Below are 11976 nucleotides of genomic sequence, written 5' to 3' on the forward strand. Positions count from 1 at the left end.
AAACAACGATCTCGGAACTGCCAAACTGACTGGTGCTCCAGGAATAGAGATCGGCGGCGCAATTTGCATTCAGGGTTACTGCTGTCCCTTCGCATATCAACAAATCGGGACCCAGGTCAGGATGAGGGGTGGGATAAATCTCGATCTCCCTGGAAGTATGCTCAAATCTTCCCGTAGGATACCAGATATCGACTTCCACCTCATGGATGCCGGCGTTTTGAAAGGTATAAGTCGGCGAAAGCTCATTTGAATAGTTGCCAGTGGCAAACTCATCAAAGAACCATTCAACGCTGTCTGGTGTTGGGACAAAATGCGGGAGGAAATGAACGGCAGAGCCCTGGCAGTAATCATCTGCTTCCCATTCGAAGCGGTAGAGGTAGTCTAACAGAATATTTGGCAAACTTATCATAACTTCTCCAGGAGACATAAATAAAGCATTTGATTCATACATGCATCCGACTCCCCGTACCCATGGATTATGAATCACACTAACATAATGATAATTTAATTCGGGAGGTCCTGAACAATATATTTTTCCATCCCTGGCAAGTTGCATACATGTTGCAGCACCGGAGCCAACCAACATTGCCGAACTATTAAATAAATCCTTATCAGTAATATACTGCATTTCAAATTGATAAATTACATTAGTATCACCTGATTTATTATAACTTATATATAAATACTTAGAATCAGGTGAAAGCTCCATTCCAGCTATTATCCATTGCACTCCTCCAGGTTCAATTAATGAATACATATATTCCGATTTGCCGGTAGAAGAATTAAAATTACATACTTCAATCTCTTTATCAGTCTGATAACTCGAAAACAGAAATCTTTTATCGTATGAAATTTTTAAGAAACCCCATTCCCAAACACTCGCTTGCCGATCCGGCATTTCAGATAAAACCGGGTTGGGATTGAACCCGTTTTCATCCACCATGTAAGCAGCAATAGCATCCTCAGTATATTTTCTTGTAATTACCCAAACATTTCCGGAATTTTCTTGTTTCACAATAGCTATCCTGTCGGCAGCATCCCAACCAGATTCAACCGGTATATCTTTCTCTGTTACTGCCCCCAACCCATTTTCCAACTTAAGGTCGACAATTGAATAATAAAACCCTGTATAGGCCTCGGGATGTTCAGTCGTAAATACGTAATAAATCTCATTTTGACCGGGCCATTTAACTATTGCTCTTCCGAAAACTCCAGGTTGAATCAGGTCAGAGCCATTCAACATGATGTCATGATTTTTATTATACACCTGCTGAGTAGCTGTATAAAACAACAAATTACCTAAGGAATCGGATATAGTAGCGCAGCCCAAATCCCAATGTGTTTGTCCATCATGAAGTACGACCGGTATTCCGGAATTAAAGTCCAGTCCGCAATGCTTGCTAAAATACCAGATATTTGCCTCGTTTTGGGCCATTGAAATTTTCACAACCAGAAGTATAAAAAATAAATACAAATATTTCCTCATCTCGATATTTTCAACTTCTAAAAATCTGTTCCAGTGTCAATAAACACCGGAACAGATTAAAAATATTAATTATTGAAAAGTAATAGGCAATATAAGCGTATTTCCACTATTCATCAACCATGGGCAGGATTTATTTATCCCGGGATTTTTACCTGAGCAAACAATAGTATATCCGCCATATCCATTCGGGCATATTTTTTTTAATGCAGCCACAACCATATAACATTCTTCCAGGCTTTGATTATCGCAAAATTCGCCTAAAACAAATGTTGCATCGTCTGCTGGTGGTTCAATAATTTGATTATCTCTATAAATGGTATAGCCTTCCTCCCCACATAGATCTTCCACTTCAATATCAACTCTCCAGACCCAATCACCTGGTGAAGGACACTCATCACAATATTCAGGGGCCCAATAAATATAAACAGTTGCCTGTGCATTAGCATTTTGCATTCCGGTAAAAATCAAGGCAATTATGATGATCAGGATACTAATAAATTTTTTCATATTAATTGGTTTTTAAAGTTATTAATTTTTTAAATGTGATTTAAATTAGACAGGCAATAATATATTTTTTATTTGGGACGGCAAGTCCCCTATGGCGGATGACTGCCTTTAATTTAAGGTGATAAATTGAAGATTTAAGATTATGCCTGGGACTCCAAAAAGCTTATGGCCGTGTTTGTAAGTGGTCATTGGGATAATATTTTTTCCCTTGAACATGAACTTGGCAAATACAACTATTAATCGGAATAATATCGAATTGAAATAGATATTTTCGCGAAAAAGATATTAACTCTTTAAGTATATGAGGTGGATTGTAAAATATTCTGTTAAGAATATGATATTATGGATTTTAAATTGGTAAATAGCATGGAGGAATACGAGGCGGATACGCTTTCTTCCTATGGGATCACAACTAAGCCTAGCAGTATAAGTTTTGATTATAACAGAAGACTTTGAAATAATAAATTACCAGGGCTAAAGAAGCGTAAATACCAGCCGGTGTTTGACCAGAACGTCAAAATCTAATTACCGTCTCCAACTCTGAACAGTGATGAACCATGGCTCTTTCAACGTCGGGGTGCGAAGCAGCATATAATCATTATCTGTAAACGGATTATTCACCTGCACGAATGTAAAACGCAGGGAACTGCGGTTTTCGGGTTCTCCATAAATCCACTCCTCCGTCCCTTTGCTACGGTAAACATAAGCCGGTTTTCCAAAAATGATGTAAATGAGTCCCCGGTCTGTCTTCCATCCTTCAAGATAAGATGTGAAATAAAGGTTTGCTTCCTCTACATTTGAATAGTATTTCTGGATGAGGTTCTTGGCTCTTTCCGGGGTCCTGGCCGTTTTCAGCCAGAAATCATCTACGGCTGCTTTAACATTACTGTTATCTACCAGCGTGTCATATTCCTTGCGGGTTGTGATATAGCGCAGCGGGTCCCTGAGTTGATCGGCCGTGGCAATTTCAGGAAATCCTTCCGGAAAATTATATAAAGTCAATCCTGCCCTGTTAATTGTATCTTTTCTGAAATGGTAAAAGCCGGGCTTATCCAGCATGATCCATCCCGTTTCGCCATTAAATACTGGTATGAGAAAGGCGCTATCCGGTCTGTAATCAAAAACCGGGTCACGGTCTTCGGTATACGGAGGCCGTGCCACAGGAAAATCCCTCTGATAATAACTTACAAAAAGGAATTTAAGGTCAGTCTGATCCGTAATCACTTTGAATTGTTCCCCTTCAGGGATATAATCCTTAAATATCAGTCCACTATTCCGGTTCAATACCAGGAAATTCTGCTTCCCCATCATGGTGCGCTTTTCCAGGTCTACATACCAGGTAGAACCGTCCGGCCTGTTAAAGTCATAAAGTGTTATCTCAAGCAGGTAATTACCGGGGTACTTTACTTTAATATCAAAAGAATGAACGATGCTGGTATTCTTACCATAATTGAGCGAATCACCTGACAACAGGAATGAACTTTGCAGTGCCTCTTTCGATTCGTATCCGGCAGAAAGTTTGTAGCTTAAACGGTAGGAACATGTATAGAGCCCGGTGTATGGGTCTTTTTGATACACCAGGTTACTGAATAATACTTCCACGAAAAGGGTTGAGGTAGAATCAGTATTATGATAAACCCAACTGTTCTGTTCGGTGAATTGCTTTTCAGCCTGGTAGAGATATGCCAGGTTATGCAGGCTAACCTTTTCTGTTGCCTTGCATCCTGCAGCTAAAACCAGCAGGACAGATAGTTTCAATATGATTTTAACTGGACTATTCCTCATCCCCGGGTAATAATTTTTCAGATAAAGATTTTTCAGTTTTAATACCGAGTTCTTTAAGCTTTTCTGCCTGCCTGACCAGGTTTCCCTTACCGCTTGTCAGCTTCTTATGGGCATCCTGGTAAGTATGCTGCAGCGAGTCGATCTGCCCTCCGATCTTTTCCAGGTCGCCAATGAAGTTCACAAACTTATCGTAGAGGCTGGTGCCCTGCCTGGCTATATCCATGGCATTCTGGGTTTGTTTTTCATGTTTCCAGATCGATTCAACTGTTTTCAGGGTAGCCAGTAACGTAGTCGGGCTGACCATCACGATCCGGCGCTGCCAGGCATAATTAAACAATTCAGGATCATGTTGAAGAGCAAGGCTGAAAGCCGATTCCAGCGGCATGAACAGCAATACAAAATCGGGTGAATCCAAGGTGATGGCAGCAGTGTAGCTTTTTTCACTCAAACCTTTAATGTGATCACGGACAGAATCGACATGTGCTTTTTGCCAGCGGTCCTTGTCGTTTTCATCAGTGCTGTTCACAAACCGGTCATAGGCAATAAGCGACACTTTTGAGTCGATAATGATGTGTTTTTTTTCAGGAAGCCTGATTACGACATCGGGTCTGAGAATGGTTCCTTCTTCAGAGCGGTCGGTATATTGGTTAAAATATTCTTTTCCTTTTTCCAGGCCTGATTGTTCAAGGATCCGGTCAAGGATCATTTCGCCCCAGTTTCCCATCTTCTTGGAATCCGATTTCAGTGCGCGTGTCAGGTTATTCGCCTCTTCGCTGATGCGGGAATTTAATTCATGAAGATTTTTAATTGCTTCGCGAAGTTGAGTTTGCTCAATTAATCCTTTCTCATAAGTATCATCAACTTTTTTCTCAAATTTCTCGATCTTTTCTTTCAGCGGTACCAATATGTCACTGATTTTTTTTTGATTCAGGCTGGTAAATTCATTGGAGTTCTCTCTTAAAATTTTGTGGGCGATATTTTGGAACTCGGTTGTAAATTTCTTGTTAAGTTCTTCCAGTTCAGCTTTCTGGGTATTCAATTTTTCACGGATATTATCATATTCGACTCCCTGCCTGGCCAGGCTAATTGCTATTTCCTTGTTGGCCTCCCGCTCCGAGCTGAGTTCCAGCAATAATTTCTGGTTGTCCCCCTGGAGCGACAATAATCTATCCTGCAGAATACCTGACTCTTTGTCAAGTTTAGCTATTTCTTCCTGAAGAGCAGCCCTGAGACTGGCTGCACGGCCCCGCATAATCAGAAAAGCCAGGACTGCCCCCATTAAAAACGATAAAACAATGTATAAAATCAACATGATCAATTTTTTGATAAAGTTAAATAAAACGGCTTGGCTTAGCTTTTGAAAATGGAGGAATTTTACCTAAATTTACGGACAAACATCCGGAAGATGAAAAAGCTGCTACTAATTGATCCTACTCTCCTGTTTTTCTTCATTTTAATGATTAACCCTACATTTTCCCAAAGTTATACCCCCGCACATCCATATAGTGAGCCAAAATTACTCCAGGATTTCCTTTGTTCCGAAGTAACTTACCCGGACAAAGCCTTAGATCAAGGAATAGAAGGGAAAGTAGTACTGTCCTTCGTCGTCGGCAAAGATGGCAGTATCAGCCAGGTCAGGGTTAAAGAATCAGCCGGCCCGGAATTAGATGCTGAAGCCAGGCGGCTTTTTAGTTTATTGTTATGGGAACCTGCCGTTAGTTTTGGCCAGCCAGTAGCTTCAGAAATCGAATTTCCTATCAATTTCAATATTAAAAAATATAATAAACATTGTAAAGCAAGGGGCTATACAACCCCTGATTATCCATTCTATCCCATTGATTCTTCAAATGTTGTCTTTGATTACCCGGAGGTCGACAAGAAACCTTATCCGATTTTCGATGAAAAGGGAATGAACCTGGCATCATTTATCGCAAAAAGCATCAAATATCCGGAGGTTGCATATAAGCAGAGCCTTTCCGGAAAAGTAACCTTGCAATTTGTCGTTGAGCTTCATGGACGGGTCTCCAATATCAAAGTTGTGGAAGCGGTGGGTGGAGGTTGCACCCAGGAGGCGATCCGGCTGCTCCAGATGATCCGTTGGATGCCAGGAATAAAAAATGACACAGCGGTGAGGACTTTTATGAAACTCGACATTGAATTTAAACTGGCTGAGAATTCCGACATGGAGATGTTTGAGAACAACCAGATGAATTCAAACTAAGTTTACCTCAGCCGGTCCACGGAACGGACCAATTTTTCATCCTTCATGATATACCTGTTGGCCAGGATAAGGAATATCAGCGAGATCAGCGGAAAATAGATTCCAGCCTCATCAAGGTAATCGGGAGATGCAAGCAGGTTTCTTTCGATAATACTTGCATAAACGAAAAATACCAGTGCAATGAGGACTATTTCGAGAAGTATAGCCAGCCTGACAAGCTTGGCCTGCCGGACCCTGTTTTTATAAAGAAAAACACAGATCAGCGACAGGGCAGCTACCAGGATATTCAACAACAATAAAGGGAAAGTCGTCATGAATGAGAACTGGGAGGCTTCCCCCGGAACCATGTTTTTTAATCCATAAATATAGAATTTATAGGCTGTGAGATTGGAATAGATGCCGGCCAGCGGGTAAAAGAACAAAGCCACGGCAGCCAGGAATGCCAGCAGCAGGAAGATTGATTGGATGCGTTGTATCATGGAAGTGTAATTAAAAATTAAAAATTAAAAATTAAAAATTTTTAATGCAAATATAAAAACATAAAACACAGTTACGGATAGCCAAAAGCTTGTTATTTTTGTCGGAAGGCCAATTCCGGTGATCCATGCCTGCTGGTCTGAAAACCTATGTACCCACGCATCAGTGATTTGATCAAAGATCTCTTAGGAACAGACATTAGCCTGCCAGTACAGACTTACGGTTTTTTCGTGGCACTGGCATTCATTTTTGCCGGTTGGGTGGTTTATATTGAATTAAGAAGAAAAGAACGGGAAAGTATCATATTACCGCATGAAAAGATCCGGATTGAAGGGAAACCGGCATCTATCCAATTATTAGCAATAAATGCTGTAATTAGTTTTTTTATCGGTTATAAGTTAGTGGGAGTGCTACTTAATTATTCTGAATTTGCAGACAGCCCGCAAAAGTTCATTTTTTCTTCCCAGGGAAGCTGGTGGGGAGGAATTTTATTGGCCATTGCCATAACCTTATGGACTTATTTCGAAAAACAAAAGAAAAAAACCGCTAAACCTATAGAGGTCAGGGAATTGATCCATCCGAGGCAGCTGACGGGCAATATCATACTCGTCGCAGCCGTGTCCGGCATTATCGGGGCCAAGCTTTTTGATGTCATTGAGCACCTGGACCTGTTAATAAAGGACCCGGTGCATACGCTTTTTTCTTTCAGCGGGCTGGCTTTTTACGGAGGCTTGATCACAGCGGCTTTCGTCTTATCCGTTTATGTCGAAAGGAACCATATTCCCTGGCCTGTAAACGCAGATGTGGTCGCTCCTGCACTCATGCTGGCATATGGGATTGGCAGGATGGGCTGCCAGCTATCCGGGGACGGATGCTGGGGGATGGTCAATCCTGATCCGAAACCGGATTGGCTTGCCTTCCTGCCCGACTGGATGTGGGCTTTTAAATACCCCCACAATGTAATCAACGAGGGCGGACTGATTCCCGGCTGCGTGGGCAGAAACTGCCATGTGCTGGATCAACCTGTTTTCCCCACGCCAATATATGAAACCATCCTGGCGTTAATATTTTTTGGCACTTTATGGTTTTTCAGAAAAAGGATAAAACTGCATGGGGTACTCTTCTCTGTCTACCTTATTATGAATGGCTCGGAAAGGTTGCTCATAGAACAGATCAGGGTGAATATCCGGTATGATTTTTTAGGCATAAAAGTAACCCAGGCTTCTGTCATTGCCGTATTGTTAATTATGACTGGTATTGGCCTCATTTTCTTTTTTAAATGGTGGAACCGGAAAAAATTTATTAAACCGATCATTAATGAACCTTAAAAAAATAACCGATCAGGTAGTCCGTCTTTGCCTGCAAAATGGAGCCTACATTCTTCAGGAACTCAATGTGCTCAAATCCAAAGATATTGAAGAGAAGGATGAACACAATTTTGTGACTTACGTTGACCGGAAGTCGGAGGAAATGCTGGTGGAAGAATTATCCCGTCTAATTCCAGGGAGCGGTTTTATCGCGGAAGAAGGCAAATACGGACCGGCAGGAGCCGATTTGAAATGGGTCATTGATCCGCTTGACGGGACGACGAACTTCATCCATGGCGTTCCTGTTTTCTCAATCAGTATTGCACTGATGCAGGATGATGAAGTTATTCTCGGCGTTGTGCATGAAATTAACCGTAGTGAGAGCTTTTATACCTGGAAAGGGGGAAAAGCTTACTTAAACGGAAAAGAAATCAAAGTATCGACCGCCAACCGGCTGCAGGACAGCCTGCTCGTCACCGGCTTCCCTTACTCACGCAACCATATACTGGACCAGTACGTCGATCTCTTCAAGGGATTTATCAGGAAGACCCAGGACATTAGACGGTTGGGTTCTGCCGCAGCCGACCTGGCTTTCGTAGCGGCAGGACGCTTTGAAGGCTTCTATGAAATCGGACTGAGCCCGTGGGATGTCGCTGCCGGGTCTTTCCTGGTCAAACAGGCAGGTGGCAGGGTTACTGATTTCAAGGGAGGAGATGATTACATTTTCGGAAAATCCCTGGTTTCCAGCAACATTTTAGTACATGAGGAGATGTTAAAGGTGGTTAAAGAATATTTTAATATTTATCTTTGATTTCCAGAAAAGTTATGTTCTATGGCAGTAAATCATTGGTTAGTTAAACCTCTACGAGGTATTTTGAGTTTAGGAGTTAGCTTGGATTTTACAACACTTAGTCGCCTATGGCGAATTCTGCGTAGCAGATGAAGTACTGTAAAAGTGGATTATACGAAGAGGAAACAATTCCCCGTAGGGGATCAACAAAAGATAATCGGATTGTAATGATGAAAAATACTGTAAAATATTATGCTACAATGTTAAAATTTATTATTAATACACTCAAACCGGTCTTCTTGCTTATCATTCTCACAGCCAACCTTCAATTGGCTAATTCTCAGGAAAATGATACGGTCATAAATAAAAAACTGTTGATATACAAGTTTGATATCAAAAAGGAGATAGCACCGCCGGTATGGCGCAGTACCAAGCTTGCACTGGAAGAAGCTTTAGAAAAGAAAGCCGACATAGTATTGATCGAGATGAGCACCTATGGGGGAATGCTCGAATCGGCCGATTCCATCCGGTCCAAGATTCTTGACTCACCCATCCCGGTTTTTATCTTTATTAACCACAACGCGGCTTCTGCCGGGGCGCTGATTGCTATTGCCTGCGACAGTATCTACATGACTACCGGTTCCTCCATTGGCGCTGCAACGGTTGTGGACCAATCCGGACAGGTGGTGCCTGATAAATACCAATCGTATATGCGGGCGATGATGCGTTCGACAGCTGAAGCCACCGGAAGGGACCCGAATATTGCCCAGGCTATGGTCGACCCGCGGATTAAGATCGAGGGGGTCATTGATTCAGGCAGCGTCCTTACTTTCACCGCAACAGAAGCGCTTAAATTCGGCTTTTGCGAGGGCATTGCCGAGAGTACCGAAGATGTTATGCGCCTTGCCGGGATTAGCGATTACGAAATCGTTGAACAGGAACTCAAACCGATGGATAAGATCATTGGTTTCCTGATCAACCCGATCGTCAGCGGAATTCTGATCATGATAATCATTGGAGGAATTTACTTTGAACTTCAGGCTCCGGGATTAGGCTTGGCGTCAATAGTTGCCGTTTTAGCTGCTTTGATGTATTTTGCTCCGCTATATCTAGAAGGATTGGCAAATCATTGGGAAATACTTATCTTCATCGCCGGAGTTGCCCTGATTGCCGTTGAAATATTTGCGATACCCGGTTTCGGCGTAACAGGGATAACAGGAATAGTTTTTGTTGTAACCGGATTGACCCTCAGCCTGATAGATAACGTGGGTTTTGATTTCACCCAGGTCAACGTTAATAAGATCATCGCATCCTTTTTCCTGGTCATCATCTCGATTTTCCTGTCAATCGTGGCATCTTTCTTCATCACCAAATCTCTTTTCTCACAAAACAGGCTTTTTGGTTCGCTTGCCCTGGAGACCGTTCAAAATGCGGCGGATGGTTATACTACTTCAGATAGAGAATATGTAGAGATGATCGGAAGAACAGGAATAGCCCATTCGATTCTCAGGCCGGCAGGAAAAGTTAAAATAGGCAACGAAGTATTTGATGCTACCGCTTTAACCGGGTTCATCGAGAAAGGTGATGAAATTGAAGTGGTTAAATACGAAACCGGGCAACTGTTTGTCAGGAAAATAGATTGATCATTTTTCTTCTACCTTTGCCAAAATTTTGAAAAATGATCCTGATCGCTGATAGCGGAGCAACTAAAATTCAATGGGTTGTAATTCATGACGGAAAAGCTTCTGCTTCCTTTGAAACTGCGGGTTTTAATCCTTATTTTATGGAGCCGCGGATTTTAGTGGATGCAGTAGAAAAAGACCTGGTGCCTTTTATCAACCAGGATTACATCCACCATGTTTATTATTACGGAGCAGGCTGTTCCACCATGTTTAAGTGCAATATTGTGGAAGATGTCCTGAAAGATATTTTCGAAAATGCTGATTTCGAGATCTATCATGATCTGCTCGGGGCTGCCAGGGCATTATTCGGGGAACAGGAAGGGATTGCCTGCATTTTAGGCACCGGTTCGAATTCTTGTCTTTATGATGGCAGGCAAATCCTGGAAAATGTGGCTTCACTCGGATATCTGTTTGGTGACGAAGGCAGCGGGGCTTATTTAGGGAAATTATGGCTCACGGAATACTTGCGCGGAAGGATGCCGGAACACCTTAAAAATTTATTCGACAAGCGATTCGGATACAGCCTTGAGAATATCCTCGATGCTGTTTACAGCAAACCCTATCCCAACCAATTTCTGTCTTCCTTCGCCATATTTATCGGTGACTTAAAGGAGGATGAATTTGTAAAAGGTATGGTGAAGAAAAACTTTCATGACTTCTTTACCGAACAGGTGACCCTATATTCAAATTATAAGAAAATGCCGTTAGGCGTGGTCGGATCTGTGGGATTTCACTTCCAGGCTATTTTTAAAGAAGTTGCAAATGAATATGGGCTGGAGATAAAAACGATCATTAAATCACCGATCGAGGGACTTGTTGAATATCACAGGGGAAAATGATTCCGGCTGAATCCAATTGATCTCCGGGTCTTTCCGGAACCAGGTCATTTGCCGTTTAGCATACCTGCGGGTATTGATCCTGATTTTTTCAACAGCATCTTCCAGTGTGCAAATGCCGTCGAGGTATTCGAACATTTCTTTGTAACCCACCGTGTTTAAAGCATTCAGATTGCGGCAGGAATAGTTAGCCTTGGCTTCTTCGAGCAATCCTGATGCCATCATCCCGTCAATACGCCTGTTTATCCTTTCTACGAGTTCTTCCCTTGGAACCCGGATCCCAAACTTTATTGTCCTGAAGTTGCGTTGTTGTCGATGCCCTTTTCTATAGGTAGAATATGGTTTTCCTGTCATAAGGCAAACTTCCAGTGCACGCATCAGGCGGTTTGGATTTGAAAGATCAACTTCCTTGTAATACAAAGGATCAAGGCTGAACAATTCTTTCTGTAAATAGTTAATCCCCCTGGCCTTGTATTCCTCTTTCAGGAGATGACGAATGGCAGGGTCATGTTCAGGCTGCTCATCTATGCCGTTGCAGACCGCATCGATATATAATCCTGATCCACCGGTCATCACAACTGCCCGGTGTGTTTCAAAGAGCTTATCCAGGAGCCGGATGACATCTTGTTCAAAGCGGGAAATATTGTAGTCCTCTGAGATTGAAATGTGTCCGATGAAATGGTGTTCCACCTCTGCGAGCTGCTCTGCATTAGGTTTAGCCGTTCCGATGCTTAGTTCGCGGTAAAATTGCCTTGAATCTGCTGAAATGATCTCTGTATCGAGCCATTTGGCGACTTTAATTGCCAGGTCGGTTTTGCCTGAGGCTGTAGGGCCAAGGATAATAAGCAATGTATTTATTCCAAATTCCAAATTCCAAGCACCAAA

The 11976-nt window shown here is 42.3% G+C and carries 11 protein-coding genes; 5 read left to right on the forward strand and 6 right to left on the reverse strand.

Going from position 1 to position 11976, the window contains the following annotated elements; all coding sequences use genetic code 11:
* The 4 genes from M0Q51_11990 to rmuC all read right to left on the reverse strand — a co-directional run.
* A partial coding sequence (locus tag M0Q51_11990) for a hypothetical protein (protein ID MCK9400698.1) occupies nt 1-1447 on the reverse strand: 1447 nt, incomplete at its 3' end.
* Between the two features lie 108 nt (nt 1448-1555).
* Nucleotides 1556-1993, reverse strand: a complete 438-nt coding sequence (locus M0Q51_11995) for a hypothetical protein (protein ID MCK9400699.1) — start codon at nt 1991-1993, stop codon at nt 1556-1558.
* Nucleotides 1994-2518: 525 nt separating this feature from the next.
* Entirely contained in the window at nt 2519-3778 is a 1260-nt protein-coding gene (locus tag M0Q51_12000; protein MCK9400700.1) for a GWxTD domain-containing protein, read from the reverse strand.
* On the reverse strand, nt 3768-5090 hold the full coding sequence (gene rmuC, locus M0Q51_12005) for a DNA recombination protein RmuC (GenBank protein ID MCK9400701.1): 1323 nt from the start codon (nt 5088-5090) through the stop codon (nt 3768-3770). The genes M0Q51_12000 and rmuC overlap by 11 nt, the downstream gene beginning before the upstream one ends.
* 93 nt (nt 5091-5183) lie before the next feature.
* On the opposite strand from rmuC, the gene M0Q51_12010 reads away from it, so the two are divergent.
* Nucleotides 5184-5999, forward strand: a complete 816-nt coding sequence (locus M0Q51_12010) for an energy transducer TonB (GenBank protein MCK9400702.1) — start codon at nt 5184-5186, stop codon at nt 5997-5999.
* A 2-nt stretch (nt 6000-6001) separates the two neighbouring features.
* Here M0Q51_12010 and M0Q51_12015 read toward each other — a convergent pair whose 3' ends face one another.
* Nucleotides 6002-6478 carry a DUF4293 domain-containing protein gene (locus M0Q51_12015; protein ID MCK9400703.1) on the reverse strand — a complete coding sequence of 159 codons (477 nt, stop codon included), beginning with the start codon at nt 6476-6478 and terminating at the stop codon, nt 6002-6004.
* Between the two features lie 147 nt (nt 6479-6625).
* Between M0Q51_12015 and M0Q51_12020 the strand changes: the two genes are divergently transcribed.
* The 4 genes from M0Q51_12020 to M0Q51_12035 all read left to right on the forward strand — a co-directional run bounded on the left by M0Q51_12020 (nt 6626) and on the right by M0Q51_12035 (nt 11094).
* Nucleotides 6626-7804, forward strand: a complete 1179-nt coding sequence (locus tag M0Q51_12020) for a prolipoprotein diacylglyceryl transferase (protein MCK9400704.1) — start codon at nt 6626-6628, stop codon at nt 7802-7804.
* Nucleotides 7794-8594: an inositol monophosphatase gene (locus M0Q51_12025; GenBank protein MCK9400705.1), complete on the forward strand. Its 801-nt coding sequence runs from the start codon at nt 7794-7796 to the stop codon at nt 8592-8594. Before M0Q51_12020 ends, M0Q51_12025 begins: the two co-directional genes overlap by 11 nt.
* A gap of 239 nt (nt 8595-8833) precedes the next feature.
* Nucleotides 8834-10216 carry a nodulation protein NfeD gene (locus M0Q51_12030; GenBank protein MCK9400706.1) on the forward strand — a complete coding sequence of 461 codons (1383 nt, stop codon included), beginning with the start codon at nt 8834-8836 and terminating at the stop codon, nt 10214-10216.
* 35 nt (nt 10217-10251) lie between these two features.
* Nucleotides 10252-11094, forward strand: coding sequence for an ATPase (locus tag M0Q51_12035; protein MCK9400707.1), 843 nt, complete (start codon nt 10252-10254; stop codon nt 11092-11094).
* On the opposite strand, the gene miaA is transcribed toward M0Q51_12035, so the two are convergent.
* Entirely contained in the window at nt 11053-11961 is a 909-nt protein-coding gene (gene miaA / locus M0Q51_12040; GenBank protein MCK9400708.1) for a tRNA (adenosine(37)-N6)-dimethylallyltransferase MiaA, read from the reverse strand. The two genes, M0Q51_12035 and miaA, sit on opposite strands and share 42 nt — an antisense overlap.
* Nucleotides 11962-11976 lie beyond the last annotated feature (15 nt).

The sequence above is a fragment of the Bacteroidales bacterium genome, from assembly GCA_023229505.1.
GTDB lineage: Bacteria > Bacteroidota > Bacteroidia > Bacteroidales > JAGOPY01 > JAGOPY01.

Coding starts and splice junctions, on each gene's coding strand:
- M0Q51_11995 (MCK9400699.1), bottom strand. CDS start 1,993: ATGAAAAAATTTATTAGTATCCTGATCATCATAATTGCCTTGATTTTT.
- M0Q51_12000 (MCK9400700.1), bottom strand. CDS start 3,778: ATGAGGAATAGTCCAGTTAAAATCATATTGAAACTATCTGTCCTGCTG.
- rmuC (MCK9400701.1), bottom strand. CDS start 5,090: ATGTTGATTTTATACATTGTTTTATCGTTTTTAATGGGGGCAGTCCTG.
- M0Q51_12010 (MCK9400702.1), top strand. CDS start 5,184: ATGAAAAAGCTGCTACTAATTGATCCTACTCTCCTGTTTTTCTTCATT.
- M0Q51_12015 (MCK9400703.1), bottom strand. CDS start 6,478: ATGATACAACGCATCCAATCAATCTTCCTGCTGCTGGCATTCCTGGCT.
- M0Q51_12020 (MCK9400704.1), top strand. CDS start 6,626: ATGTACCCACGCATCAGTGATTTGATCAAAGATCTCTTAGGAACAGAC.
- M0Q51_12025 (MCK9400705.1), top strand. CDS start 7,794: ATGAACCTTAAAAAAATAACCGATCAGGTAGTCCGTCTTTGCCTGCAA.
- M0Q51_12030 (MCK9400706.1), top strand. CDS start 8,834: ATGTTAAAATTTATTATTAATACACTCAAACCGGTCTTCTTGCTTATC.
- M0Q51_12035 (MCK9400707.1), top strand. CDS start 10,252: ATGATCCTGATCGCTGATAGCGGAGCAACTAAAATTCAATGGGTTGTA.